Raw genomic sequence first — 26,305 nt, forward strand, 5'->3', positions numbered from 1 at the left:
ATATTTTGTGTATTTAGATTAATTATATCCTCTTTCTCAGTAAGAATCAGTTAACATTTTTATCTGTTCTATCTTTAGTATGACCTTTTTTCTACATCTTATGCATGAAAGTGAATAATTTTGGTTAAAATATTTAATTAGGGATACTGTAAGCTTTTCTCTAGAACCTTTGAAGACCTAGGGATTCAAAGGTTCTAGAGAAAAAATTTTTTCGGGCTTCGCCCCCTATAAGTATTTTTCAAGTCTTCCAGGATACATTATGATTAATTGGTTTAATACTATATCCCAGTTTTTATACCTCACTGTCCATTTCTTTAATACATTCATTGTTACTAAGTATAGCATTTTTTCTAATGCTTCATCAGATGGAAATATTATTTTTGATTTTGTAACTTTTCTTAACTGCCTATGGAATCCTTCAATTATGTTTGTTGTATACATTATTTTCCTTACTTCTTCAGGGAATTTGTAAAATGGACTTAATACATCCCAGTTATTCTCCCAACTCTTTATGGCATAAGGATATAGATTCTGCCATTTGTTTTTTAATTTCTCAAATTCATCTCTTGCTATTTCTTCATTAGCTGCTTGATATACTGCTTTAAAGTCTTTACTGAATTCTTTAAGGTGTTTATATGACACATATTTGAAACAGTTCCTTAATTGATGTATTATACATCTTTGTATCTCTGATTTTGGAAATGCTGCTTGTATTGCTTCTTTTATCCCTGTTAATCCATCTACAGAAAATACTAAAACATCTTCTACTCCTCTGTTCTTTAGCTCATTTAATACTCCAAGCCAGAATCTTGAACTCTCATTTTCTCCAATCCAAATCCCTAATATATCTTTTATGCCCTCTATCGTTACCCCTAATACTACATAAGCTGCTCTATTGATAATATGGCCATCTGTTCTTACTTTGTAATGGATGGCATCCATAAATATGAAAGTGTATATCTTTTCTAATGGTCTTGATTGCCATTCTTTTATTTCTGGTACTATTCTTTCGGTTATTTTACTTACCATTTCTGCAAATAGTTCTATTCCATACAGGTCTTTTATCTGGTCATGAATATCTCTTGTTGACATTCCTCTTGCATATAGAGCTATTACTTTTTCTTCAATTCCTGATATGTCTCTTTTGTATTTTGGAACTATTTTGGGTTCAAATTCTCCTTGTCTGTCTCTTGGAATATCAATTCCCATCTCACCAAATTGCGTTTTTACTGTCTTTTGAGTATAGCCATTTCTTGAATTTTGAGTATCTTTGTCTTTCTTGTCATATCTTTCATAGCCAAGTTCTGCTGAAAGTTCTGCTTCAAGCATTTCTTGAATAGTATTTTTAAAGAGATTTTTTAATGATGTATAAAGGTCTGGAACAGATTGAATATTGTTTTCACTAATGAAATTTCTTAATTGCTCTTTTGTCAATAGTGACATTTTTAAAACCTCCTTCTTGGTTTTGTATATATTCTAATTCTTACCAAGAAAGAGGTTTTTAATCAGTTTACACAAAATTTTTTACAGTCTCTCATACAAGGAGGATTTTCACTATGGTTCATAATAATTGTACCACAAAAAAGCGTTCTTTTAAACACTTAAGTAGCTATGGATAGTGTCAAGATACTGTAGGATTTTTTTAAGACAACCCCTGAAACTTAGTTAATTTCCGCCTTCAACTTATCATGCATTTTATATAACTTGCGCATATTTTATTGCTCTTAAAACCTTATATATTGGTGTTACTTTCCCTATATTCAAAACCGTAATATTATTTATTTTTTCATTTGTAGACGTTTTAACTCTCCTTACCGCCTCTTTTATTTGCTTCTTCGTTAATTTGTAGCTCCCTTCATTTATATTCTCTTTCTTACCCCATTCTATTTCTCTCAAATCTCCTCCATTCTTGCTGAATACTCTTAATTTCGCCATTAACTTTAATCCTTCTCTACTCCATCCTAATGGATTCCTACTTAATCTAGAAGAAAATACATGACTTATATGCCCTTCTGCACTGCACCCTATTACATCTTTGTCTTTACTGTATATCTCTACTCCTTCCCAATTATTTAGTATGTACCTCTTCGCCTCTTTTACCTTCTCTTTTCTCTCTCTTCCTTTGTTACCTTTATTAGTTCATTAAATACCTTCTTTAGTTCTTCTTTATCTCCTTCATTTATTGCTCTCCATATCTTATCCCCTGTATTTTGGCTCTTTCGATGTAGCTTTTAATACGTATTTGTTTAAATGATATCTGTCTAACACAAACCTTGATTTTACTATCCACTCTAATCCCTCTTTTATCCACGGCGCTCCATCTCCTGCTATGTATATCTTCTCTATCTTCTCTTCCTTGTAATTTTCTTCTATGTAATTTGCTACATCTATCCATATGTCTTCAGCTTTCTCTCCTACGTATGCCTTGTAATACACATTTTTCAGTACGTTTCTTCCGTTTCTCTCTTCCCTCCCTTCATGTATGTACACCAATCGAGGTGTTTCATCTCCACCCTCTTGTAAAGGTACATGGTCTTCATCTGCCTCTATGTATAATACCTTTACTTCTTTCTTCTCTTTTATTTCTCTCTTTACTTCTACTGTCAATTCTCAAATTAAATCTCCAAAGATTTTCAAATTATAATGGCATTTTTTAAGTGCATAAAAGTATTTTTTCTCAAATTATTACAGCCTGATTAAAAATTTTTTTCACTTTCCAAGAGCATTACCGCCAAAATATGTTAATATCTGTTATTGAAATTTTATTTAATTAATATATAATAAAATTGAGAGTAACACAAAAAGTGCTACTCTCATAAACTGATTTCATTTTGTGCCTGGTATATTACTTCTTCGTCTATTTCTCTTAGCCTTTTAGAATACGCATAGAGTAAAGAAGCTGTTACCAGGTTATTTATTATCCTTGGGAGCCCTTTTGTTAGGGAATATATTGCTTCATATGCTGATGGTGTAAATATATCATCCATCATTCCGGCTATTTTCATTCTTGTTTTTATATAATCTTGAATTTCTTCTTTTTTTAGCCCTTGCATCACATACTTTATAGAAATTCTTTGCCTTAGTGCACTGTTTACATTGAGAGCTAGTTTGTTTCTTATGTGTGGTTGTCCTGAAAGTATCAATATATACGGGTTTTGAGAATCCATATTAAAGTTAAATATTATTCTCAAATCTTCAAGAACATCATTAGAAACCAGTTGTATTTCATCTAATATTATGACAGGAGTTATTTTCTGGCTATAGTAAAGTTCTGTTATCGCTCTTTGTATCTGGTAAAAGAGCGTTACTTTTTTGTATGAGGGTGTTTCGCCTAAAATCATAGCCAATGCTTGATAGAATTCTCTCACTGTAAGTGTAGATAAAGCGAAATAACATGGTTTAAATGTAGAACGGTTGAGGCTTTCAGCATATCTTCTTAATGCAGTAGATTTACCTGAACCGGCCTCCCCAACGATAAGTCCTATACCCCTTGTTTCTTGTAAATATTTTAACCTGGCATTTAATTCAGCAATGTCTTCACTTATGTAAAGGTCGTTTACACTTATCTCTTTAGAAAATGGATTAAATTTCATTCCAAAATATTGGGTAAACACTTTAAGGCACCTCTCTTTCAATCAATGATATCGTTAAAAGAGATTACTTTATGCTTGGTAAAATCACTTATTTCTTCATTTTCGTTTACGTCATTTTTGCCTTTTATATACGCAGCAGGAATTTTAGCATTCTCATGAAAGTTCACTTTATACGCTTCCCCCACTTTTTTGCCCTCATAATAAAGTAGAAGCGGTGTATTATCCTAAAGCCACTCAGGGTCATATCTGACTTCTAAGTGCATATTTTTAAACTTTTCTTCTGTTTCATAAAGTATATTTTCCACTTTAAGTGTAGCATCCTTATTTACCTTACGATTTACTCTTATGAGAAAACATTCATTCAACATATCTATGTTACACATATTTATTCTTGATATTTGTGACATGAAAAAATCTAAAGGACTCATGCCAATACTGCTGTGTTCTTTTCTGTTGTAATCTTCCTCCAGCCATTTAAAAACATCATGTTGAGTTCATCTATACTCTTTACGGAGGTAGGATCTATTGTGCTTAAGAATCTCATTCTCACCGTATGAAAGAATCTTTCTATTTTTCCTTTTGAATGAGGTGAAAAAGGCTCAGCGTGAATAAGAGATGTGCCTAGTGAAGCACAGATATATTCCAATTGACTGCTTCTATATATCTTTCCGTTGTCAGTGTAAAGCATTTTGGGTATCCCCCTTCTTTGCACCGCCTCTTTAAATGAGTCTCTTAAAGCTAAAAAATTCTGGGTATAGTAAAAGCGAGCATAGGTACAAAGCCTTGAAGCATCATCTATATATGCAATAAGGTACGTTTGTCTTTTTGTTTTACCTTCTTTAATATATGGCCCATACATGACATCAGTTTGCCACAGTTCATTGATGTATTCATGGGAAAACCTCTTTGTTTTACCCTCTTTTTCTTTATCTAGAGATTTTACAGGAATGTTTTTCAAAAACCTATAGAATGTCGAAAGGAATACTTTATCCGGTGATATTATTCCTTCTCCTATCAATGTCTCATAAAGAAGTTTGTTGGGCATTTCAGGATGTTCAAGCTTCTTTTGCTTTATTCTCTCTGAAAGTTCAAAGTCTATCTTTCTGTATTTGCCTCTGTCACTTCGATAACCCGGCTTTAACGCTTCTATACCACCTCTTAAATACTGATACAGCCACCCTCTAAGTGTCTTAGGAGTATATCTTCTCATTCCAAGATAAGGTATCTCAATAGGTTTATCGGAAAGAGCATCAAAATATTCTTTCTGATTTTTTACCTGTCCGTTTAACACCGGACTTATCAGTGAAAATCTCTTTAATGCTATAGCTTCTCTCGCTTTTTCATCAAGCATTTATATGTTCCCCCTTCACTTTTTTGATTTCTAATCGTAATTTTAGCTCATATCTGGGGGACATTAAAGGAAAAAGCTATGTTGCTAAGAAAAAATCAAAATTTTTATTTAAATCTTTCATGTTTAATGCTAAAATTATGTGAGAGGGGCCAGAAATGATTTTTGGCAATGGGCATAAAACCGTTGGGAAAAGAGTGGTACAATGTTTATTATGTCCAAAATCTCTCTGGCCCTCTCTCTTTGAGAACTAACCTCGAATAACTTTATGTAAGGGTCTATTTGCCTTAATCCATATATGATAAAACTTAAATTATTCATTATCCTTTTGGTGTAAAAATATATATGCTGTCTTGAAAATAGTATGGTAGGGAAGTTTCTTTTTAAGTCATTTATGAAAGAACTGAGAGTTTTTTCTCTTGTAAGTGTCTCTTTTAAAGACTTTACAATCATATTGAAAGAATACTGAAAATGAGGAATACAGAAATCAGGGAGGTAGGAAAGAGTCCTTTTGCACACAGGGCATATATACCTTCTTATGGCTATTTTTACACAGTTAGGTCCATCTAAATAGTAACGGTAGTAAAAACCGTGCTTTTTAGTTTTACTCTGCACTTGCAGTCAGAATGAGGGCATCTGTCTGGTGGGTCAGGAAAATTGTAATCTTTACTTCTTTGCAAATATTCTTCAATGTTATCAACATGAAAAATTATTTGCATAAAACAACATCTCCAATTAAAAAATTAATGCTAAAAGAATGTGATGAATTTTTTTCACATTCCTTTAGCATTAATTTTATCACAAGATTATTTAATCTGAAAAATTTTATCGGTTTTGGGCTGAATTAATTTGAGAAATGACATTCTACTTCTCCTATTTCCCTTATTGCGTTTAATACCGTCTGTTTACTTAGCTCCTCTGGACATGCTTTTTTACTACTTCTTTCATATGATTCTTCTATCGCGTTTTCTACTAACTTTATCTTTACTCCCTTTTCTATCCTATCGTGCCGCCCTATCTCTAATGCATCATCCACCAAATATGTATATCTCCCATCCTGCCTAGATTTGTAATATGTCCTCTCATATTCAATATCTCCAAGAATTGTCGTTAACCTCTTTTTATCTTTTCTTTCTACTATCCATTTTTCTTTCCTTCTCTTGTCTTCTTTTATTATCCTATCTAACTCTTCAATAATTGCTTCTATTACTTCACTACCTAGTTTGTCCGTGATTTCCTTTATTCTTGCTACAAGTCTTGTAATATCCATTCCTTCGTTTAATAAATCACTAAAAATTTCTATCACTATGATGAGACTTTTAGACACAATAGGAGTAGAGCCTGATTATAAAACATTACCGGAAGTTATCAGTATAGACGAATTCAAAGGTAACTCTGGAGGCAGGAAATATCATTGCATTGTTGTAGACCCAAAAGAGAGAAAAATATTAGATATTTTAAAAGACAGAAAACAGGAGAATTTAAGTGAATATTTCAAAAGATTTAAAGACAGGAATAAAGTAAAGTGGGTTATTATATACATGTGGAGGCCTTTTTCAGATACAGTAAAAACATATTTCAAAGGAGCTAAAATAGCAATAGACAAATTTCATTTTACAAGGTACATATATTGGGCAATAGAAAATGTAAGAAAAAGAATACAAAAAGAACTGCCAGACAATAAAAGAAAATATTTCAAAAGAAGCCGTAAGCTACTTCTTGCAAAATATGATACTTTAACAACAGAACAAAAAGAAGAATTGGAAGTAATGTTCTGGTACAGTGGCGACTTAAGGATAGCATACCTTTTAAAAGAAGAATTTAATGATAAAGTATTAAAATGCAAGAATTCAAAGGAAGCAAAAATAGAATTAAAAAGATGGATACAGTTAGCTAAAGAAAGCAAAATTGATGAATTTAAAAGATGTGTGCAAGTATTTAACCGTTGGTTTGAAGAAATAACAAATGCCTTTGATATCCCTTATACTAATTCTGTAATAGAAGGTTATAACAATAAAATTAAGGTGCTAAAAAGGATAGCATATGGTTACAGAAATTTTTATCGATTCAGAAAAAGGATATTGTATTGCAATGCTTGATGCAATGCTATTTTTAGTGATAAAGGATATTCAATGATATTATAGAGCTTTGATGAAAAGACATAAATAAATATCCACCCATACTTCTAGCTATATCTCTTATCATAACTAACATAATTTAACAAATATTTCTTGTAATAAAATTTATAGGTGGGCATTCAGAAAAAATACCCACCCCAACTATTGACAAAGAGCCAAAATTGGTTCTATAATAAATGTTGGGGTGAGTAAAAAAGAATCTAAAAAAACAGAGCACTTATTCTGAATGCCTGCTATAATAGAAGTGGAAAAACAATCTAAAAAGGAGGCATCAGAATAAGTGCAAGGTAATTATATCACAAAATTCTTAAAATCTGAAGAGGTAATTTGGGAATCATCTTTTTGCTTTGTAGTCATTTCAAATTTCCACCCCTAAAATTTTTTACTCGCTCGTATCTGACAGCCTGGCACTATAGTTCACTTTCTTACGCCATGCGCCTACACCTCCTCATTTTTTATTTGCTTCTTGTTTGCCCCAGGCAGTTAAAACAAAACAGCCTGCAGGCAGGAGGTCAAGGTGGAGTCGAGGGATAAATGGAGGGGACCCTTTGGGGAGGAGGCCGTTTATGCTCGAAGGCACCTTGACCGCAAGACCCGCAGGCGTATAATCTTTTTCGCGGGGGCAAACAAAAAAGCACGTTTGCTTTAAGAGGTGCATTACTTTAATCGGATTTTTGATTTGAGCGGAGCAAAAATGAAAAATCCGTACTGAGTTTAAAAATGGAAGTTTTCATCGATGGTGTAAAACACAAAATAAGGAAAATCTCCCCCATATTCTTTTAAAATTTCTCTTAAAATTTCTTCCGGGTTATAAGTTGAAATCAGCTCGTAGACCTTCATAAAAATGTTCCTTCCATAGTTATTTTTTTAGAAAAATAAAGAAACTAGTGTTCCTATGGCAACAGCAGGTATAAAAGGAAGCCTTGTCTTGAACTTGCGTAGGATAAGAGAATACACTAGAAAAATTATAGATGAAAATAAGAGAATAACCCATATTTTGAAACCAGCGTAAAAAGACAAAGTAGTTAAAACTTTCACGTCCCCACCACCTATTCCTCCTAGAAGCCAGAAAAGGAAGAGAACTGCAAACACCAGAAGAGAGTTGAATAAATAAAATTTTAGGCTCATATAAGGTTTCAAAAAGAAGTTAACAAAAGAAAGAATTAAGATGGAGGTAGGGTAGATATATCCCACCTCCATCTTTTTTATGTCTTCTGCAGCAGCGAAAAAGAGAATAATCAAAATCACAATCTTAATCATCAAAATTTTATCACCTCTGAGTCTTTAATTGATTTTTTGAAGACAGGGTCAGGAATGTTAAATTTCGAATCTGCGTAAATACCGTTTATGGGTATGTTCATATAGATTTCGAATGAGCCTCCGCCTTCTAAATCGAAGTAAACATACAGGGTTGAGCTTTCATCGCCCGGCTTTTCATACTGGAACTTCAGCACAGCACTTCCTGAAGTGCCTCCGACATTTTTCGTGACTGAGTAAGGCTCCACATAGAGCACACCTTTGTTCTGATACCTGTTCACAACATGTATTGCTCTAATGTTAGTAACTTTTTTGTTCAGTGCATACGAAACATTCAAAGTCATATCACAGACAGAGCCGTCGGGTAGTGTGTGCTTGTTTGTAAATACAAACTGAGGTGTTTTAGAAACAGAGATAGTGCCGTGCACTTCATCCCAATATCCGCTTTTGACCCACTCTTTGTATGTCTCCCAGTGAGAAGTGTCGACCCATACCTGTCTTGTTTCGTAGTGGCCGGGAACATCAACTACCCACTTCTGAGCCCAGTATCCGTCCTGCACCCATACTCTCTGCGTCTCCCAGTGTGACGTGTCTACCCATACTTTCTGTGCTGTCCAGTACCCGCTTGTGACCCACACTTTTTCTTCTTTCCAGTAACCGCTCTGAACCCAAACTTTTTCTGTTTTCCAGTAGCCATCTTTTACCCAGATTTTTTGCACTTCCCAGTGCGAGGTGTCTACCCATACCCGCCTGTATTCCCAGTGTGCAGGGACATCTACAACCCAATGTCTTGTCTTCCAATCTACAAAACCATATGGTGAAACGGGAGGTTCCCAATGCCCTTTTTCTGGTACCCACACTTTTTCAGTTTTCCAGTAGCCACTCTCTACCCATACTTTTCTGTATTCCCAGTGTGATGTATCTACCCATACTTTTCTTGTCTCCCAGTGTGACGTATCTACCCAGACTTTTTTCGTTTCATAGTGCGAGGTGTCTACCCACACCTGTTTGGTATCCCAGTACCCGCTTGTAACCCATGCCTGCCTTGTCTCCCAGCGTGAAGTGTCTACCCAATATTTTTCCCAGTGTCCCTGTTCAGGCACCCAGACCTGCTGTGCTGTCCAGTACCCGCTTGTAACCCACCTCTGCTTTGTCTCCCAGTGTGAAGTGTCTACCCATACTTTTGTGCCGTTTGAGTCGAGCTTTACCCAGTCTCCAGCGTAAGCAGGACTGCTGGCAGCGAAAATAAAAATTAAAGCAAATAAAAAAAGAGCCTTTAGCTTATTCATTTTTAAAAGCACCTCCCTTGAATTTAGGCAAAATAAAAAAGCAGGTTAGACCTGCCTATAAATTCTTTTTAGCCCATTCAACATATTCTTTTACATTGCTTTCACGCTTGATTTCGTAAAATTTGCCGTCTTTGTATTGAAAAACTGATTTAATATAGATTACTTTATTAGGCAACTTATTATTGACAAAAACAGTCACTGTTATTTTTCCACGATTATTTGGTTCATTTTCAATACTACTTTTATCGTAGTTAATATCATTTGCATATAAAAATTTTATCGAATTATCATTAATCGAAGCATATTTTAAAGCTTCATCAAGGAGAAGAGTGTTAAAAAGTACAGTATTTATTAAAGGATAATTTAATTTGCCTTCTATTATAAAGTACCTTTCCATTTCTTCTTGAGGAATTATAAGTTTGTCATTGAGTAACTTTAAATCGATTAGATAATAAGTACGTGTCTTTAAAATATATTTTTCTGCTTCTTTTGGAATTATATTAGAGTTTAATAACTGTATTTTAGGATTAGCATATACTCTTAAATCTCCAGGTTTCCCATAAGGTGCATTTTCTTTATAATCATATACTTTTAGATTTTCAAGAACAATTTTTAAACAACTATTATCAAGTAATACAAACTGAACTCCATCTTTAAAATATCTATTTTTAAAATCTTCCAACAAAGGACTTAAATCTTTTCTTTCATATTGGAAGTAGGGACTAGGACCTTTGTGTATTATAGTAGTCCCTGAATCACCAATACTATACAACACACCTTTTACCTTTTCCTCCAGAGCCATTCTTTTGCTGTCGTCTTTATAAACCTGATACCCTGCTGCAATAAGTGCTGTAATTATCACTAAAGCTATTATTTTCTTCATGAAAGCTCACCTCCAGTTAAATTTTTCAAAAACCTGCTGCCGCCCTCCGGTCAGTTAAAATGGATAGGAATGCGGAGGCTGGAGGTCAAGGTGGAGTCGAGGGATACCGGACCGAGCGCAGGCGAGGGAGGATATGCTCGAAGGCACCTTGACCGGAAGCCCGACGCATTTATAAAATTTTTTGTGCCGGAGGGCGGTAAATTAATACACGATATCTACTACCTCATTATTTTTATCGACAAGTACCATTACCCAACTTCCTTTTTTAAGCTCATCTTTATTATACCTCACAGCTTTATCCGAGTCAGAAAATTTCTGCATAACGGTCTTATCCGAGGTAGTGTACTTTTCTTCCTTTCCATTTATGTCTAATACAACATAATTATCATTCGCTTCTTTCAAAATGCCCAGTATGCTTGTGCTTCTATCTTCAAGAGCTTCTTTTTTGCCCTGTGTAACGACATAAATATAATTTTCACCATTTTTTCTTACAATCTTCACAAACACTCCTTCCTTAATATCTTTAGGCATACCTTCTACAAATACACTTTTTTCATCTGTGAAATCATACTTAACTTTTTCTCCACTGCTTTCTAAAACTATTTCGTTATTCTCATAACTTACCACAGTTCCTGCAGTAACCTCTTTTTGAGGATTTACTTTTTCATTTTGAACAGCTTCTTTTACAGTATTTTCGGCTTTGCCTGTATCTTTTTTTACATCACTGCAGCCAGCCGCTAGGGAAAAGGTAAGAAACAGGACTAAAACAGAAATCAAAATCTTCTTCATATCTTATCTACCTCCTCAAAAATTTATTTTCTTTCAAAAACAAAGTTACATATTTTGTCTATTTCATTTTTAATGCTCTCAACCACTTTGTACTGAAGGTTCAGTTCTTTTGCATATTTTTTAAAATCTCTTGCCGGCCTCACAAATACCGTTAAAAACTCATAGGGAAACTCCTTCATTCTTGAAAATTCTCCCTCTGTTCCTTTTGACAGCACTAATATTTTTGCGGCATTATCAAGCGCAGCTTTAACAACTTCATTAAACTCATTTGGAAGGTCAAAAATTATCACATCAAACTTACTTCTTGCAAACTTAACAACCGCATCAACATCGTTTTCTTTAATATCTCTCACAAGGCTTGCTTTAGGAGGAGCCTGAAGTATAGATACATTTGAGCTGTACTCAACTAAGTTTTCAAAAAAGTTTTCTCTTGTTCTTTCCTTAAGCCACATTCCAATGTGTGGAAGAACAGGAAGGTCCAGCATAAAGCTTAAATCTGAACCTCCATCGTGGAAGTTTAAATCCACCACAAGCACTTTTATATTTTTATCCAAACTTTCAAAGAGAGCTTTAACAAGTGTGGTTTTCCCAACACCACCCTTGAAGGAGTATACTGCGATAACTTCCTGCTTTAAAGGCCGTGTTTCTTTTTTCACTTGTTCTTCTTCCAGCTTCTTTACTGCACATCCGCCTAAGCTGTCTTTTACTAAATCGCTAACAATAAAATCGTACTTTTTCTTACTCAGCATAATCTCTGCGCTTTCTGCAGACAAAGCAGTATCAGCGTCTTCATAAACTTCTTTTGCTTTTTTAATGTAGTCCCTATCATTTGAAACAATCAGCACTCTCACTTCACATCCCTCGCTTTCGCCATGCCTGTTACAGTTATATCTCCTGAAATGCCGTACATTTCTCCTGAAACTGAAGCAGTAACGTAAATGTATCTGTTCTTAACAGTCACACTTACATCTTTAACAGGTATGCCTAAATCTTTAAATGTATTTACAGCTAAAGAATAAGCTTTGTTTGTGTCTACAGCCAAATCTCCTGACTGGGCATACTGCATGTTTACAGCTGAAACTGCAATATTTAAAGCTATCTCATCGCACACCTTAACAAGCTCCTCCCTTGCACCTACCCCTCTTGATATGCTGTAAACAGCGTACATGAAAAGGATTGAGAAAATCATCAAAAACAGCATGAAAAGGAGGACAGCATCTCCTCTTTTGTCTTTTAAAAAATCTTTCAAAGCTCTCACGGTGCATCACCAAGCTTTAAAGAGCTTTTACCCGCAAGAATTTTCTGCTGCCCTCCTAAAAGAGTAAAGGTGTACTTAACTTCTACAGTCAGCATATCATTTTTCACCGATGTGCTGACAGAAAGCCTGTCTCCTATTTTCCATCCAGTTATTCCATTTCCAAAGTTTACAACAGCCATTTGAGCAGTCTGCTCCGGAGTGTCTGACTTTATCCCTATCCTCGCTCCTTCAAAAGCAGCTTCATTCACCAATGTCTGCATATTGCTTACTACAGAAATATTAACTATAGAAGCCATGATAAGAAGAAGAATAGGAATAAGGGCAGCTGAAGAGATAAGCTGTGATGCTGCCCTTTTGTCTTTTAAAAATCTTCTTATCATCTTAATCACTTGCCCTGAACGGCACTGTTGAAAAAACTAGAGGCGTAGTTCATAGCACTGTTTATCATGTTCAAAATTCCCTCTCTTAATGTAGGAGAAGCCACAACCAGTATCCCGACTACAACTGCGATTAAACCTACAGTTGATAAGAGATTGTGGTCACCTTTTCTGTCTTTAAAAAATTTTCCCACCACTTCCTTAACTTTTGCTAATAAAGCCTTCACCATAAAACATCTACCTCCTTAAAAATTTTACTTTTAAAACAGATTAAAGAAGCTTCTCAAGGATATAACAAAAGGCAGTGCAAACATGACTAAAATTGGAACAAAATAGCCCAAAAAGATAGGGAAGAAGAGGCTGTTGTCAAGAGTTCCTGCTCTTTCAATCTTCTGATTGTAGTTTCTTTCTTCAACCTCTTCCAAAAGCTCTTCAAGGTTTTCCCTCATATCTTTCACTGACTCATACTCTCCTGTCACAGCCTTTACAAATCTTTTAAAGTGGTCGTTTAAGCTTTTATCTGCTGCGAAGGTAAGCGCATCTTTTAAAGAGCTTCCTGTATCAATTCTTACCTGTGCTTCATAGAGAAGGTCCCTCACCACCCCCTTTCTGGTCCTCACAATGTAGCCTATTATATTTTCCTTATTCATTCCCACCTCCAGCCCGCTTATAAATACTTCTAAAGCAGCAGGGAGCTCTTCTTCTTTATAGAAGCTCTCCCTGTAGCTTTCTATGGGGCTTCTCCAGTACTGGTAAAACATAATAGCTGAGCCTATAAACACAGAAAAAAGAGCAAAAACATTTGCTCCGTTAAGTGCGCCTACTGCTGTCAGAACAAGAAGGCCTCCTAAAACCAGAGCAGCAAAAGAAAAAAGCTCAAGCACATCATGAGCTTTAAAGAAAAGTATCTTCACTCCTCCTACTGCCTTAATTTCCTTATCCCACTTTTCTATCATGTCCTGCCTTATTCCAAGCTTTTGAAGGTATTTTTCTGAAACAATCCTTCTCATAGCTCCATCTCCTTATCTATTTTCTTAAGCACATAAAATGTTGAGATAAAGTAGCTTAGAGCTGCATAAGCAATAACAATCCTACCTGCAGGTGTCGAATAAGCTTTTACAAAATCGGGGCTTGACATCATAGTTACTGCAATCATCACAGCCATTACTCCGGCAAGAGATACCATCAAAGACTTTGCCTGCACAGTCATTGCAGCAATTTTATTTGACATCTTTATCCTCTCATAAAGCTTTTTAGCCGTTCTCTCACACACTCTTGATAGGTCTGATTTCATCCTTACAGCAAAGATTATGCTGTCAGCCCATGCCTTTATATATGTGCTCTCCACATTCTTAAGCTCTTGAAGGGCTGTTTCTATGTCTTCTCCCAGCTCAAACTTTCTTACGACCCTGTCTGTGTGCTCTTTCAAAGGACTTTCAGCTTCCTCCGCTGCCTTGATAAAAGCTCCTGCAAAGCTCGGCACCATTTTAAGATATGCCCCGAGCATTTTAACAAAATCTTTAAACTGCTCCTCAATTTTTCTAACTCTTCTTCTTCCTAAGTAGTCAAGAATGTAGTCAATCAAGTAGTAAAGCATAAAAGGGAGTGCTGCTCCTAAGGCTGTAAATCCTTTTAGGCTCAAACTGATGGAAGAGAGAACAGAAAGGAGGAGAAACCACAGAAACACTTCCTCCGCATCTGCTTTAATGCCGCTTTTCTTAAGCTTTCTATCTAACTTTTCAATGAATTTTCTTAAGCCGAACAAGTCTGTTATGCTGAACTCATTTTTTTGAGGAGATACCAAATGCCTCTCAAGCCTTCTTTTAAGCTTAAGCCTTTTTTCTTCTCTTATGCTGTACAGAAGAACTACCGCCATAAACACAGCTGCTCCAAATAAAAAAGAGACTGTCATTTTCAGTCACCTACCACATAATTCAAGATGTATTCTCCATTTTCATCTATACCTTCAATTTCAACAACTTCAGCAAGCTCCCTTCCTTTTATGTTTCCTTTTTCATCTTCAGCAAGCCTTAAAAACACAACAATGTCAACAGCTCTTGAGATAAGCTTTCTTATGATTCTGTAGTCAAGATTTTTAAACTCCTGTACTAACATCTCAAGCCTTAACAAAGCATCCAAGCAGGAATTTGCATGTATTGTAGTCATAGAGCCTCTGTGACCGCTGTTTAAAACATGTATAAGTTCATAGGCGCTTTCAGGTGTACGTATTTCTGTCAAAATTATTCTATCAGGGTCTGCTCTCAAGCAGTCTTTTAAGATGTCAGAGTAGGTCACATCTTTTGCTTCAGCCGTTCCTTTTCTTGTTTTGAAGTAGTACACATATGGTATGTGAAGCTTAATCTCTCTTGTATCTTCCAGTACTGCTACAACATGCTTCTCCTGAATCTCAAATCCTAAAGAGTTGATAAAAGTAGTCTTTCCTGCGCCTGTTTCTCCTGCAGCTATGATGTTTTTTCTTTCCTTTACAGCCTTTTTAAAGTACTCCTGCATTTTTTCAGTAAGCCCTGCTGTTGTTTTTGCAAGCTCTTCTAAAGGCACATTTAAAAGATTGTGCTTTCGAATGATTATAACAGGCTTATCAGATTGAGGAGGTATAACTAAAAGAGCTCTGGATCCGTCATAAAGCTCCGCATCCTGTGATGGATTAGCTATGTTTATGGATTTATTTAAGGGTGCAAGGATTCTGTCCTGTATGACCCTCACAGCCTGCTCATTAGGAAACTCTTCTTCTGCGTCTATTTTTACTCCTGCTTTTTTGTACATTATCTTTGTGCCGTTCACATGTATATCCGTAACTTCGGGGTCCTTAAGGTACTTCTCTATAATTCCCAAGCCGTATAGAGAAGAGTAGTGCATTTCTGTGTACTCCATAAGCCTATCCAGTGCAAAAGGGTATTTCTTTCTGAGATATTCCTTCACTTCTTCCCTCAGTATCTCCTTAATATTCGGCTTGCCGTGGTGCTTCATCATAACTTCCCTTATATCATCAGTCATCCTCTCAACATCCACTGCTCCATCATTTATCTTTCTGCTTAACTCTCTTAAAGCCATTTAAAAGCCTCCTTAGCAGAGATTTTTCTTTTTTTACCTCAAATAGAGCATCTTTTAAATTTTTGGCGTGCTTTATCATTTTCTTATTTTTGTACTCATTCAATTTTCGAATATAAGGGATGTCATAAATGACCGGTATCCCTAAATCTACAGCAGTAATGTATTTCTTTTTTCCCTTTGCCTTGTTAACTACTGCACAGGCCCTGCTTGTATCTAAAAAGCCATGCAGCTTTAAGTATTCAAGTATTCCGACAGTCCTTGAAACTGCTGATATGTCATCTTCTAAAACAAACAAAACTTTATCAGCTTTTAAAAGAGGAGGAACACTAACCTCAGAAATCTGAGGCTGTAAGTCTATCAGCACATAATCATATTCACCTGAAAGGCTGTCAATAAGCTCTTCCATATCTGAATACTTTAAATTTTCCTGCATGTCTGGAAATCCGCCGACTATGACGTCAAATTTTTCACCGGTCGGTCTTTGAAGGCAGGCTTTATAATCTCCCAGACATGCATTGACTATGTTTTTCTCTTTCTCTAAATCAAGTAAAGACACAAAATCTCCGGGAGAAAAATCCACCTCCACTGCACAGACTTTTTTATCTTCTGACAGCACTTTCGCAAGAGCCAGTGTAAGTGTAGTTTTCCCAACACCGCCTTTTGGACTGAACACTGTTATTATCACTTTCATCACCTTCTTACAACCTTGAATGAGTTAAGCTTTAAGTACGGCACAAGCTGTGCTGCAGAGTTTAAATCTGCATCCAGAATCAGGCTTGCCTTATCGGAGTCTTCCCTTATGACTGAAATAACTTTAAAGCCCTCAATGACTTTCGACCCTGTTTGGTCAAAAACTATGAAGCTCACTGTACTTCCTGATTGAAGCGTCTTTGCTTCTACAGAGGTAACAGGAACTGTCATTACAGCACGGTCAGGACTTAAGGGTTGAGCATCTTTTGAAGTTAAAATTTCAACTGGAATGAAGTCTCCTTTCACTCTTCCATCCTTTACAACTTTTCCTACAACATCGGCTGGGCTTCTGGCATAGCTAGGATTAACTACTGAAGCAGGCACATCAATTACTTTTACTGCATCCTCTGAAATGACAGTACCTGCCGGTATATCTTTTTCCACAACAACCACTTTCTCTGTCTTTTGAATATTCTGCATGAACACAAGCATAAAAGCTGCAGAAACAGCAGCCGTTATTAAAGCAATCTTAATAATCCTGCTCATAAAGAACCTCCTTTACAAGAAGCTTTTCAATCTCTAAAAGGCCTTCATTTAAATCGGTACACCGGTAGTTTTCACCCAAAAACTTTGCTATGCCCTCAATCTGCTTTTTTGCTTTCTCAACCTCCTTTGAAGGCTCTCTTCTCTTTTCTTCAGCTTGAAGTGAAATGTCCAGCACTCCTGTATGCCATCTTGCAGCTTGAGTGTAGGCTGCAGGAGGAGATAGGAGGACTTTTTTCACTGCTTCGCCCCATTCTGTGTCTTTACCGCCTGCTATTATGTCGTATATCCCGAGGCTTACTATAGAAGAAACTAATACATCTCCCGGCTTTCTGTCGTGGACAATAACAGCTACCCTTGTATTAGGTCTTGCTATTCGGAAGCTTTGGAGGGAAGGAACAGCTTCTTTTTCATTATCTAGAACTTTTAAGTCTACAATTAAAACATCAGAAGGAACTCTTGCAGCAGAGTAGAACACATCCTTGATTTTCTCACCATCTAACTTTCCTATATGCTCAAAAACCAGGTCACCTGCCTGCCTTATAGACTCTTTTATCTTTTCCGCCGTTTCTCCTAAAGCAATAAGTGAAACAAGCAAGTCCAAACCTCCTTTCTTACTTAAAAAAATCTAATGGATTTACGGCTTTCCCTCCGATTCTTACCTCAAAGTGAAGGTGAGGTCCTGTGCTTTTACCTGTAGAGCCCACATATCCAATCACATCACCAGCTCTTACAATTTGTCTCTGCTTAACTGCTATGGAAGATAAGTGGGCATATCTTGTCTCTAAATTGCTGTTGTGCCATATAAAAACAACTAAGCCGTAGCCGTCGTTCCATCCTGCGTAGGCTACTTCTCCATCTAAAGCAGCTCTAACAGGTGTTCCTGCTGGTGCTCCTATATCCACACCGGCGTGAAGTCTTTCTACTCCGTATACTGGGTCAATTCGAGGACCAAACCCTGAAGTAATGTTATATATGCCCGGTACAGGCCATTTAAGAGTTTTCTCAGCAGGCACCCATCCATCAGGCACTCCTGAATCTAACAAAGAAGAGATATCTGTATTTTTGAGAAATTCAAGAAACTCCTTAACCTTGTCTTTTTCTTCTTCCGTGAAGTCAAGCATATTTAAGACTTCGTCTAAGCTCAAAAGCTTATACACCGGGAAGTGCAGCCCCTTCTCTGTGACAACTTCTCCTACATTTTTAATAAACATTTGTGCAAGATTGTACGCTCTTTCGGGGCTGGCTTTAGAAAAATCCTGCTCAAACCTCACAGCGTCTACAGCAACAAGCTCCCTCCAGTCAGGACCCATTTTAAACTCTTCTTTAACTTTTTCTGCTGCGTCGATATACCATTTTAACTGCTCTGCATTAATAAGTGGTACCTTCTCAAAAGCAGTAATGGGGCCTGCAAAAATTACAGCAATCACTAAAACAGGGACAACAACAAAAAGGAGAGCAAATTTAAAAATGCTCTCCAAATCATCCGGAAGAAGTGCTAAAAGCACTTTTCCTAAAACATTCATCAGCTTCCGCCTCCAGTTAAGTACTGCATTTCATAGGGTGCAGCCTCAATCTTTATGTGAATTCGCTGTGTGCCTGCAACAAAAAGACCTTCTCCTCTTTTTGCATTTGCTAAAAGGTCATGCTCTGCTTCAGATAAGTTCATGAGATATGTTACTGCCTCCAAATCTTTTTCTCCCTGCGCAAGAAGGAGCTTGTAAGTCGGATTATCCAGTAAAGCTTGGCCGTACCTCTGAACTTCAGGAGCAAGGAAATCAATTATATTTTGACTGATTACAACAAGACTTCCGTTGTACTTTCTTATCCTTTTTGATGTATCCCTCAAAAATGCAATTGCCTGAGGTGTCTGTGGGTCTACAAGCATCCATGCTTCATCCACAACCAAAACAGTTCTCTCTCTTTTATCCCTTTCAAGTATGTTCCATGCAAAAGAGAGCACATTAAAATACTGCGCTCTTTTAACTTGGTCTTCTGCATTCTGCAGATCATGAACATCAAAAACAATAAAATCAGAGTCGGCCTCTACAGCAGTTGGGCCTGCCCAAAGGTATGAATCTGCTCCTTCTGCTGCTCTTTTCAAAAGCACTGAAAGCCTTCCATAGGTTTCAGGATTTTCTTCCGCTTTTTTAACAAGGTGTTTATACAATACCCTTACAGTAGGCCACTTCTCATTTGGGATGTCTTTTGGGTCTGTATCCCATGTAATCCCTGCTTCCTTATACACTTCCACTAATGCATCCTCTAAAGCTGCTTTTTCTGTGTCTGTGAGATCTCGGAGATACAGACTAAAAAATGTCCTTAATGTTTGGACATGTAAAGCTAACGGACTTTGAAAGGTTATGTTCTGCTTTTCTTCGTCTTCCTCTTCAATTGGTCTCAACCTTACCTGAAGTGGATTTATCTTTCCTTCTCCACCTGTGCAGTTAATCCACACCCCTCCAAGCTTATTACACATGTCTTTATACTCTCTTTCAGGGTCTATGATTATGATTCTGCTCCCCTGCATGTACTCTCTTAAAAGAAGCATTTTAGCAGTAAAGCTCTTTCCTGCACCGGGCTTTGCAAGAATAGTCCAGTTAGAGTTTGTCCTGTCTCCTCCTCTTTTCCATATATCAACTAAAACTAGCCCACCGTCTTTGTCTTTTCCCAAAACAACACCGCTTCCATCATTTATACCTGAAGCAGTGAAGGGGAATGAGGCAGCGGCTGTTTCAGCAGGCATGTTTCTTGCTCCTGCTTCTTTCACTTCATCCGGCAGTAGGGAGAAGGGACCTGCTGCTTTAAGCCCTTCTTCTTGGCGGAATATTAAAATTCTTCCCCTCATACCTGAAGCAGCTAAAGAAGCCTCAACCTGCCGTGTTCTTCTGTCAAGCTCCTGCTGGTCAGAAGCTAAAACCATAAGGACGACTGTAACGTAAAACACCTGCTGCTGCTCTTGGTCTATTTTTCTCATAAGCTCTTCTGCGTCTTTCAAAGCCTGCTCAGTTCTCTGCATGGAAAGAGCATTTCCACCCATCTCAAGCCTTCCTGCATATTCACCAATAGCCTTATTTAAGCTATTTATTAAATTTGTAGGGTCAGTAGGCTCAATGTGAACTGAACACACTACACCCGGCATTCCAGCAATTCTTGAAAGCCATGCAGGATTTACCTTAGGAGGATAGCCTGCAATGACTAGAATTCTTGCAAGCTGGTCGTTGAACACAATCTGTTTTGCACTAAACTCAAGAGCCTGAGGAGAAATCATATCTATTAAGCCTGTAAGCACATTTACTTCTTTTTTCTTCATATAAATCACCTCGTATTAAAAATGGGTGGTAAGTATGGTCCGTTAAAAGCTGGCGCTCTTTCAAAAGCTGCCTGAGACGGATGGCTGAAGCTGAAGAGAAGGTCTATTATGTCTTGGTCTGCTGCTAATTCTATCTTTAACCCTGATTTTTCAAGATTATTGGCAAGCTCATGGGCTTTTGCTTTTAACTCTTCTTTTTCTCTGCCTGAGAGCATAATAAAAAAGCGCCTTTCTACTGCTTCACCGCTTGTGACAATAGAAGCGACATATTTTAAGTACTCCTGAAGTAATCTTTTTTTAGTTATGTTTGTCTCTTCCTTAGATTTTGTTTGAAGGCAGCTGATGTATGAGTCAAGGTCTACTGGTCTTCCTATAGAAAATATCTGCATGGAATCCTTAAACCCGTTTAGAGCTTCATAAACTGTCTGTATAATTCTTTTCTTTTCATTTTCACTTTTTAAGATGATGTTCAAAGGCATTACCTTTAAAACACACACATATCTTCCATCCTTTAAAACCATTAAATCCTCTGCAACATCTTTTACAGGAAGCCACTCCTGAACAGCCTTTCTTTTCTGCTCTTCTATTTTTGCCTTATCTTTTTTAAAAATCCCAATCAATCTCTAAAACCTCCCTGCACATAAAGATATCTTTTCTGCTTCTTGCTCCATTTGAGGTAGTATTTGATTAAACTTAAAACACTGCTTCCGTCAGGTCCGGGAATAACCAAAAAATAAGCAAGGCCTGTAAAAATAAACACTGCTAGGTATCTAGCAGGAGAGTAAGTAAAGATAGATAAAATCAAATAAACAAAAAAACCCAGCGAAAGGCCTGCAAGCACAAAAAAGAGCTCTTTCCAGCCGAAGCCCGGAAAAAACTCAAACTTTGCAGAAATATTTCTAGGTATTTGATACAACTGCATCACCCTCTCATCATAACTCTTCTTAATATATACATGCTGCCTGCTGTCTGTCCTGCATGGCCTATGGCAGAGCCAAGTCCTGAATGATATGCAAACTGCCTTAAAACAGCAGGAGTTTTAAATGCAACCCACAGCCAGCCTATAAGCATTAGAAGATTTAATACAGGCTGACTAAACTGCATGTTTACTCCTGTTGAGAGAAAGCCCCTAATCATAAAAGTCTGCACAGCCTGAGATAAAGACAAAACAATAAGCTCTCTCCACCACACAGACCACACACCCTCATCAGGGCGTGTTAAACCCACTGCCATGATTGGAGCAGACACTGCAAGAAAAGCAACTTCAACTGCTCTTATGCCTGTTTGGATGAGAATTAGAATCCATATAACTACTGCTGTAAGAGCTATAAAAATAACAGCGGTAGAGAAAGAAGAAAGCTGCTGAAGAACTGCAGTAATTCCTGCGGTAGGATTGCCTGTCTGCGTAGAAGGCAAAGACGCTGCAGCTTTTGCAAGCTCTGTGCCCCATTCGTACACCGTTGTCACTGCCCAAGGACCTGTTGAAATCATCAAAGCAGCAAAAGCAGTTCTTTTAAGAAGCTCCAAAGGCTGCGCTGATGAATCTCCTGAACTGTATAAGATGTATGCCTTTAATGCCTCAGCAGCTACTTTCACTCCTAGAAGAGTACCTGCGACTACTTTTGTAAGGTAAATTGCATTATTTACATAAGGTGTATTTAAAATCTTCAAAGCCAGTGCCATCTCATCTCCCAAAAAAGAGACAAAAAGAGAAAGGAGACTGTCCAGTATATTCGTGAAAAAATTATTTACAGCATTCATAATCATATTTTCTAAAGCAGCAAACAAGAAAAACACCTCCAAAAAGGGCCGGCATAATCCGACCCTTTAAAATTACTTGAAGTAGGATAAAAACACCTTAACAATTGAAGCTGCGCTCATTCCTATTGCACCGCCTATCAGGATATTCCTGATAGACCTATTATGTGCAGCTGTAACGGCAGGGTCGCCGTCTCCCATCTGCTTCATCAAAGCATGGTACCCTATAGCTGCGCCAGATGCAGCAGGTATAATGTAAAGAATCCATGTTAAGACATCATTTAAAAGCTTAACAGCACCAGAGACAAAACTCGGCATAAAATCTCCTCCTCATCTTAATTTTGATAATAAATTCTCATTAGTTCTCTCAACATCCTTACTTTTACCTTCTCCTGAAATGCTGATATCAGGTATCCATATAGGTACTGACACCACCTCCCTTGTAATTTCTTCTAAAGCAGCAGAAACTAAATCTTTAGCTGCAGGCCACTTAGAAAGGTCGGGTAAGGGAAGCCGTGCAGGGTTATGCCTTGCCTGAAGTATTAAGGCTTTCCCTTCAGGCCACCTCAAAACTTCGTCTTGAGTTAACAAAGGCCTTCCTGTGAGGCCCTCTGATGTGCCGTGGCTGTAGTCTGTATGCTTAACTTGAGAAGAATAGCTTTCAGTCCTTATTGTGTACTGTCCAGTTTTTACGCTTATTATCTTAGCCGTTTCTGGATCTGTTGTAAGTATATATACCCATGTGGCGCAGTTTCCTGTGATTGTCTGAGCAAGCTCTTTGTACTTTGCCTTAATCATTGAGATATCCTGAACAGCTAATAAAAACCTCATGTTTCTTCCTGCTGCCACAGTAATCTTTTTATCAAAGTCTGGTATTGGAGGAAGGTTTCCAAACTCGTCTAAAATGAAGTTGACTCTCTGAGAAAGTTTTCCTCCACTCTTATTTGCAAGGTCAACTAAAGCCTGATAGGCTTGGGAAATATAAAGTGTAGCTAGTACGTTTCGTGTGCTTCTTTCATCGGGGATAACTATAAATACTGCTGCTTTTTCTTTTCCTACGATATCTAAATCGTGGTCCTTTTTTGATGTAAGGTAAACAACAGCAGGGTCGCTCCAGAGCCTTAACTGCGCTGCTGTTCCTGTAAATATTGAGCTTCTTAATCTATCTTCTGATAAGGCTGCAACTCCATAGGCTGAAGCAGCAGGATGTTCTCTTGGAAGTGAACGAAAATATTTATCCAGCAGCTCTCCTCCATCTGCGCCTAGGCGGTGAAGCATCTCATAAGCACTGCCTAAATGTTTTGCCTCATGCGGTGCAGAAGAAGCAACGGCAAGAATTAAAGCAGCAGTAAGGCTTTCCTGCGACTGAGGCCATATAGGGTCCACTCCTATGTGAGGCTGCTGATTTGTTATTATGTTTGCTATGTCCCATGCACTCTGACTTGCAGCAGAATAATCACCGGCTTCAAGCTTATCAGCTACCTCTAAAACGGGATTCCACTGGTTTCCTCTGTATGGATTTCTTAAATCAATTAAAATTACCTTATACCCAAGCTTTTTCAAGTACTCTGATGAATATCCGTATAACTCTCCCTTAGGGTCAGATACAATCATGCTTTCTCCTGCTTTTGCAAGGGCCCATATCGTTGGTAGTATTATTCTTCTCGATTTACCGCTTCTTGTTGAGCCTATAACTAATAAATGGGTATCTCCTGCGTCAAGCCATGCTTTTCCTGCAGCAGGATTAAAGCCTACAACAAAGCCCCCTTTCGGGGGGTTGCTGCTTACATTCCATACTGTAAAAGTTTTTGATATCTCTTTTTCTGTTCTCCATCTTGCAGTTCCATATTCTCCCCTTCCTGCAGATTCAGGAAGGCCCAACTCATCAGTTTTTCTTTTTCTCTTCCCATAAACAGGGAAGAGCACAGAAACTAAAACTGCAAAAACAGCAGGCTGTAGCCAGAGCCAAGGAGTTTTCACATCATCTCTTTTGAGCAGCAAATATATTCCCGACAAAGGCTTTTCTTTTACATACACCTCCCATTTAGGAAGGCCTTCTTTAAAGCCGTAATCTTTAGCGTAAATCGGAAGAATTAATATAAAAGGAGCAAATAAAAAGTCAAGCATGAGAATTAAAGTCGCTATTATGGCTCTAAATCTCACGGCTTTCACCTCTTTCTGCTGTTCTTCTTTTCTTCTCCATTTCTTTTTGAGCTGCAATGGTAGACTCTGCTTCTGCTCTTAACCTTTCTCTTTCTAGAGCTCTCCATGCTGAGCGCCATACTGAGTTTGTGAGCCTTGCTGTGTCCACCGTTTTTTCTTCCTGCAGCGCTGCTGCGCCTCTCAGTACAATCTGAGATACTCTTTTTTGTATGTCTTCATAAGCTTTTTCTGCTGCTTTTTCTAAAGCTTCGTGATTTGATGTGTAGTGGCTGGCGAGCTCTTTGGCAAGTTCTTTATATCTTTCAACAGATTGAGAAAAACCGGGCTGCTTTAAAAGCCAGTCTGCAGCTTCCTTTGCTTTTTCTTTTACTTCAGGAGGCATGTAAGCAAAAGCAATGCGTCCATGAGATGGCATAATCTTTGAAAGCTCCTTGAGCTTTTCCAGAAGCTCTTCTCTTGTAATCTGGTCAAGGGTAGGGGGGAGGCCGGGCTTTTCTCCTTCTAATGCTTTTACTTTTACCCTCGCACTTTCAACTTTTCTTAAGACATTCACAATATCATTTCTTGCTGTATCTCTTATGAGGTCTCTTACTGCTGATTTTTCTGCTGTAAGCGCAAGCCTTTCTTTAGCGTATATTTCATTTAAAAATATCTTTTTTATGTCTTTTATCTCACCTTTTGAAAGTTTTCCCCGACGCCTCTGGGGTGTTTTCTCCCACATTACAACATGTACATGTGGATGACCTTTTTTCTGATGAAAAGCAGCGACCCACCTCAGATTTGACCCTGGTATACCCATTTTAGCTGCTGCATCTGATATTGTAGCTCTAAGAGCTTTCTCCCATGACTCTCTTGTTGTATATCCAAGTTTTACAGCGTCTTCTTCCTTAAGTGACAGAATAAACCGCCAAGCAATACCTGAATGCTTACTCAGCTCTTTCATTGTCTCTTTTAGACTAACTTTATCTTCCGAGCTGAAAAGCCCATGGCTTCCCGGTCTTTCATCCATATACTTTACGTGTCCTGCAGGAGTACCGGCAGTATCTATCTCGAGATTATCAATAAAATCATCAATGCTGTCATATTTTGAAAGTATTTTCTCTGCATATCTTTTCCCTGCATCTAATTCTTCCAATTCATTAAATTCACCTTTATCTACACCTGATCTGGTTCCTATATATAAAAGATGTGCGACGTTTTTTGCCTGATTTTCTTGTGTAGGTAGATAAAAACTTGCTATCATTACAAAGGGAGCTGTCATTCATTATCATCTCTTTCTTTAAGATAAGCTACAGCCTTAACTCTTGCTTCGTTGTAAATTTCAACGGCATTGTGCTTGCCTAAATCTGCTATAGTCTGCACATTCATGTACATTGCTGTAGCTGCTGCAACGGCTGCCTTTGCCATGAGCTTGGCTAATCTGTCTTCTGTAGGTCTTAGTACATCCCGCATGGCTTTGCGGACAGCTTCGGTGACTGCGTCCATGCCATCCTTTGCGGATTCTTCTGTTAATCCTTTTTCAAGTATTTTTCTGGCAATCAATGATATAGATTCTTTTCTTCTGGAAGACAGATTATTCAGGACCTCATAAGTATCTTCTGAAAGATAAACTGTTACTTTTTTCAAAAGCACACCTCCTTTTTAACCTGGCTGTTTAAAAGCGTTGTTGATAAAATAAGCAATATCAATATTTTTGAGTATTTTGCACTGCGTTTTTACTGCTTTGTGTTCTTAAAAGCGGTGTGAAGTACGTTTCTCTTATTTACGGTATCCAACAGGCTCTGCCTGTTGTGTGTCGGCGTGGTGCGCAGTGCGCCTTATCCTGCATTATAAA

General features: G+C 37.5%; 26 protein-coding genes and 5 pseudogenes. 1 reads left to right on the forward strand and 30 read right to left on the reverse strand.

Annotated features, from left to right (window positions below; genetic code table 11):
• Positions 1-225 precede the first annotated feature (225 nt).
• From THEWI_RS11950 to THEWI_RS14040, 6 genes and pseudogenes are all read right to left on the reverse strand, one after another.
• On the reverse strand, positions 226-1,443 hold the full coding sequence (locus tag THEWI_RS11950; RefSeq protein ID WP_014063556.1) for an IS256-like element ISTwi1 family transposase: 1,218 nt from the start codon (positions 1,441-1,443) through the stop codon (positions 226-228).
• 252 nt (positions 1,444-1,695) lie between these two features.
• Positions 1,696-2,601: pseudogene (locus THEWI_RS14035) on the reverse strand (ISLre2 family transposase); the annotation flags it as partial.
• Between the two features lie 212 nt (positions 2,602-2,813).
• Complete coding sequence (locus THEWI_RS11965) at positions 2,814-3,614, reverse strand: ExeA family protein (RefSeq protein ID WP_014062504.1); 801 nt, start codon at positions 3,612-3,614, stop codon at positions 2,814-2,816.
• Between the two features lie 17 nt (positions 3,615-3,631).
• Positions 3,632-4,944, reverse strand: a pseudogene (locus THEWI_RS11970) (DDE-type integrase/transposase/recombinase).
• Positions 4,945-5,079: 135 nt separating this feature from the next.
• A pseudogene (locus THEWI_RS11975) lies at positions 5,080-5,660 on the reverse strand (DUF6431 domain-containing protein).
• A gap of 143 nt (positions 5,661-5,803) precedes the next feature.
• A pseudogene (locus tag THEWI_RS14040) lies at positions 5,804-6,271 on the reverse strand (UPF0236 family transposase-like protein); the annotation flags it as partial.
• Between THEWI_RS14040 and THEWI_RS11985 the strand changes: the two are divergent.
• Positions 6,246-7,040 (forward strand): annotated as a pseudogene (locus THEWI_RS11985) (ISL3 family transposase); the annotation flags it as partial. The pseudogenes THEWI_RS14040 and THEWI_RS11985 overlap by 26 nt on opposite strands.
• A gap of 753 nt (positions 7,041-7,793) precedes the next feature.
• Here the strand turns inward: THEWI_RS11985 and THEWI_RS15310 are convergent.
• The 24 genes from THEWI_RS15310 to THEWI_RS12100 form a co-directional block, all read right to left on the reverse strand.
• Positions 7,794-7,919 (reverse strand): hypothetical protein, encoded by a 126-nt coding sequence (locus THEWI_RS15310; protein WP_014063557.1) that lies wholly within the window; start codon positions 7,917-7,919, stop codon positions 7,794-7,796.
• Between the two features lie 27 nt (positions 7,920-7,946).
• Positions 7,947-8,339 (reverse strand): prepilin peptidase, encoded by a 393-nt coding sequence (locus THEWI_RS11990; RefSeq protein WP_014063558.1) that lies wholly within the window; start codon positions 8,337-8,339, stop codon positions 7,947-7,949.
• Entirely contained in the window at positions 8,339-9,625 is a 1,287-nt protein-coding gene (locus THEWI_RS11995) for a hypothetical protein (RefSeq protein WP_014063559.1), read from the reverse strand. The genes THEWI_RS11990 and THEWI_RS11995 overlap by 1 nt, the downstream gene beginning before the upstream one ends.
• Positions 9,626-9,680: 55 nt before the next feature.
• Positions 9,681-10,508, reverse strand: a complete 828-nt coding sequence (locus THEWI_RS12000) for a hypothetical protein (protein ID WP_014063560.1) — start codon at positions 10,506-10,508, stop codon at positions 9,681-9,683.
• Positions 10,509-10,709: 201 nt separating this feature from the next.
• Positions 10,710-11,297, reverse strand: coding sequence for a hypothetical protein (locus tag THEWI_RS12005; RefSeq protein ID WP_014063561.1), 588 nt, complete (start codon positions 11,295-11,297; stop codon positions 10,710-10,712).
• Between the two features lie 23 nt (positions 11,298-11,320).
• Entirely contained in the window at positions 11,321-12,148 is an 828-nt protein-coding gene (locus THEWI_RS12010) for a CpaE/TadZ family protein (protein WP_014063562.1), read from the reverse strand.
• Positions 12,145-12,555, reverse strand: a complete 411-nt coding sequence (locus THEWI_RS12015) for a hypothetical protein (protein WP_014063563.1) — start codon at positions 12,553-12,555, stop codon at positions 12,145-12,147. Before THEWI_RS12015 ends, THEWI_RS12010 begins: the two co-directional genes overlap by 4 nt.
• The gene (locus tag THEWI_RS12020; RefSeq protein WP_244262244.1) at positions 12,552-12,935 is read right to left on the reverse strand and encodes a TadE/TadG family type IV pilus assembly protein; all 384 of its coding nucleotides are present in this window, start codon (positions 12,933-12,935) and stop codon (positions 12,552-12,554) included. Before THEWI_RS12020 ends, THEWI_RS12015 begins: the two co-directional genes overlap by 4 nt.
• A gap of 5 nt (positions 12,936-12,940) precedes the next feature.
• Positions 12,941-13,162 carry a hypothetical protein gene (locus THEWI_RS12025; RefSeq protein WP_014063565.1) on the reverse strand — a complete coding sequence of 74 codons (222 nt, stop codon included), beginning with the start codon at positions 13,160-13,162 and terminating at the stop codon, positions 12,941-12,943.
• A gap of 30 nt (positions 13,163-13,192) precedes the next feature.
• Entirely contained in the window at positions 13,193-13,942 is a 750-nt protein-coding gene (locus tag THEWI_RS12030; protein ID WP_014063566.1) for a type II secretion system F family protein, read from the reverse strand.
• Positions 13,939-14,844, reverse strand: a complete 906-nt coding sequence (locus THEWI_RS12035; RefSeq protein WP_014063567.1) for a type II secretion system F family protein — start codon at positions 14,842-14,844, stop codon at positions 13,939-13,941. Before THEWI_RS12035 ends, THEWI_RS12030 begins: the two co-directional genes overlap by 4 nt.
• A gap of 2 nt (positions 14,845-14,846) precedes the next feature.
• A complete protein-coding gene (locus tag THEWI_RS12040) occupies positions 14,847-16,004 on the reverse strand; it encodes a TadA family conjugal transfer-associated ATPase (RefSeq protein WP_014063568.1) in 1,158 nt (385 codons plus the stop codon).
• Complete coding sequence (locus THEWI_RS12045) at positions 15,970-16,689, reverse strand: CpaE/TadZ family protein (RefSeq protein WP_014063569.1); 720 nt, start codon at positions 16,687-16,689, stop codon at positions 15,970-15,972. The genes THEWI_RS12040 and THEWI_RS12045 overlap by 35 nt, the downstream gene beginning before the upstream one ends.
• A 5-nt stretch (positions 16,690-16,694) precedes the next feature.
• Positions 16,695-17,240: an SAF domain-containing protein gene (locus THEWI_RS12050; RefSeq protein ID WP_014063570.1), complete on the reverse strand. Its 546-nt coding sequence runs from the start codon at positions 17,238-17,240 to the stop codon at positions 16,695-16,697.
• Complete coding sequence (locus THEWI_RS12055; RefSeq protein WP_014063571.1) at positions 17,224-17,835, reverse strand: hypothetical protein; 612 nt, start codon at positions 17,833-17,835, stop codon at positions 17,224-17,226. Before THEWI_RS12055 ends, THEWI_RS12050 begins: the two co-directional genes overlap by 17 nt.
• A gap of 16 nt (positions 17,836-17,851) precedes the next feature.
• The gene (locus THEWI_RS12060; protein WP_014063572.1) at positions 17,852-18,763 is read right to left on the reverse strand and encodes a M23 family metallopeptidase; all 912 of its coding nucleotides are present in this window, start codon (positions 18,761-18,763) and stop codon (positions 17,852-17,854) included.
• Entirely contained in the window at positions 18,763-20,550 is a 1,788-nt protein-coding gene (locus THEWI_RS12065; protein WP_014063573.1) for a VirB4 family type IV secretion system protein, read from the reverse strand. Before THEWI_RS12065 ends, THEWI_RS12060 begins: the two co-directional genes overlap by 1 nt.
• A 5-nt stretch (positions 20,551-20,555) precedes the next feature.
• Positions 20,556-21,170 (reverse strand): TraC-like domain-containing protein, encoded by a 615-nt coding sequence (locus tag THEWI_RS12070; protein ID WP_014063574.1) that lies wholly within the window; start codon positions 21,168-21,170, stop codon positions 20,556-20,558.
• Positions 21,167-21,466: a PrgI family mobile element protein gene (locus THEWI_RS12075; RefSeq protein WP_014063575.1), complete on the reverse strand. Its 300-nt coding sequence runs from the start codon at positions 21,464-21,466 to the stop codon at positions 21,167-21,169. The genes THEWI_RS12070 and THEWI_RS12075 overlap by 4 nt, the downstream gene beginning before the upstream one ends.
• Before the next feature lie 5 nt (positions 21,467-21,471).
• Positions 21,472-22,338, reverse strand: a complete 867-nt coding sequence (locus THEWI_RS12080; RefSeq protein ID WP_014063576.1) for a conjugal transfer protein TrbL family protein — start codon at positions 22,336-22,338, stop codon at positions 21,472-21,474.
• 45 nt (positions 22,339-22,383) lie between these two features.
• Positions 22,384-22,626: a hypothetical protein gene (locus tag THEWI_RS12085; protein ID WP_014063577.1), complete on the reverse strand. Its 243-nt coding sequence runs from the start codon at positions 22,624-22,626 to the stop codon at positions 22,384-22,386.
• 12 nt (positions 22,627-22,638) lie between these two features.
• Positions 22,639-24,471: a VirD4-like conjugal transfer protein, CD1115 family gene (locus THEWI_RS12090; RefSeq protein ID WP_014063578.1), complete on the reverse strand. Its 1,833-nt coding sequence runs from the start codon at positions 24,469-24,471 to the stop codon at positions 22,639-22,641.
• The gene (gene mobP3 / locus THEWI_RS12095) at positions 24,461-25,732 is read right to left on the reverse strand and encodes a MobP3 family relaxase (protein WP_014063579.1); all 1,272 of its coding nucleotides are present in this window, start codon (positions 25,730-25,732) and stop codon (positions 24,461-24,463) included. Before mobP3 ends, THEWI_RS12090 begins: the two co-directional genes overlap by 11 nt.
• Positions 25,729-26,097, reverse strand: coding sequence for a hypothetical protein (locus THEWI_RS12100; protein ID WP_014063580.1), 369 nt, complete (start codon positions 26,095-26,097; stop codon positions 25,729-25,731). Before THEWI_RS12100 ends, mobP3 begins: the two co-directional genes overlap by 4 nt.
• Between the last annotated feature and the right edge of the window lie 208 nt (positions 26,098-26,305).

It is taken from the genome of Thermoanaerobacter wiegelii Rt8.B1, from assembly GCF_000147695.2.
Lineage (GTDB): Bacteria > Bacillota > Thermoanaerobacteria > Thermoanaerobacterales > Thermoanaerobacteraceae > Thermoanaerobacter > Thermoanaerobacter ethanolicus.

What these genes read in the sequence shown, in the direction of transcription:
- THEWI_RS15310 (WP_014063557.1), bottom strand. Translation starts at nt 7,919, where the DNA reads ATGAAGGTCTACGAGCTGATTTCAACTTATAACCCGGAAGAAATTTTA.
- THEWI_RS12005 (WP_014063561.1), bottom strand. Translation starts at nt 11,297, where the DNA reads ATGAAGAAGATTTTGATTTCTGTTTTAGTCCTGTTTCTTACCTTTTCC.
- THEWI_RS11950 (WP_014063556.1), bottom strand. Translation starts at nt 1,443, where the DNA reads ATGTCACTATTGACAAAAGAGCAATTAAGAAATTTCATTAGTGAAAAC.
- THEWI_RS12035 (WP_014063567.1), bottom strand. Translation starts at nt 14,844, where the DNA reads ATGACAGTCTCTTTTTTATTTGGAGCAGCTGTGTTTATGGCGGTAGTT.
- THEWI_RS12040 (WP_014063568.1), bottom strand. Translation starts at nt 16,004, where the DNA reads ATGGCTTTAAGAGAGTTAAGCAGAAAGATAAATGATGGAGCAGTGGAT.
- THEWI_RS12060 (WP_014063572.1), bottom strand. Translation starts at nt 18,763, where the DNA reads ATGAATGTTTTAGGAAAAGTGCTTTTAGCACTTCTTCCGGATGATTTG.
- THEWI_RS11995 (WP_014063559.1), bottom strand. Translation starts at nt 9,625, where the DNA reads ATGAATAAGCTAAAGGCTCTTTTTTTATTTGCTTTAATTTTTATTTTC.
- THEWI_RS11990 (WP_014063558.1), bottom strand. Translation starts at nt 8,339, where the DNA reads ATGATTAAGATTGTGATTTTGATTATTCTCTTTTTCGCTGCTGCAGAA.
- THEWI_RS12065 (WP_014063573.1), bottom strand. Translation starts at nt 20,550, where the DNA reads ATGAAGAAAAAAGAAGTAAATGTGCTTACAGGCTTAATAGATATGATT.
- THEWI_RS12030 (WP_014063566.1), bottom strand. Translation starts at nt 13,942, where the DNA reads ATGAGAAGGATTGTTTCAGAAAAATACCTTCAAAAGCTTGGAATAAGG.
- THEWI_RS12020 (WP_244262244.1), bottom strand. Translation starts at nt 12,935, where the DNA reads ATGATAAGAAGATTTTTAAAAGACAAAAGGGCAGCATCACAGCTTATC.
- THEWI_RS12000 (WP_014063560.1), bottom strand. Translation starts at nt 10,508, where the DNA reads ATGAAGAAAATAATAGCTTTAGTGATAATTACAGCACTTATTGCAGCA.
- mobP3 (WP_014063579.1), bottom strand. Translation starts at nt 25,732, where the DNA reads ATGACAGCTCCCTTTGTAATGATAGCAAGTTTTTATCTACCTACACAA.
- THEWI_RS12050 (WP_014063570.1), bottom strand. Translation starts at nt 17,240, where the DNA reads ATGAGCAGGATTATTAAGATTGCTTTAATAACGGCTGCTGTTTCTGCA.
- THEWI_RS12085 (WP_014063577.1), bottom strand. Translation starts at nt 22,626, where the DNA reads ATGCCGAGTTTTGTCTCTGGTGCTGTTAAGCTTTTAAATGATGTCTTA.
- THEWI_RS12025 (WP_014063565.1), bottom strand. Translation starts at nt 13,162, where the DNA reads ATGGTGAAGGCTTTATTAGCAAAAGTTAAGGAAGTGGTGGGAAAATTT.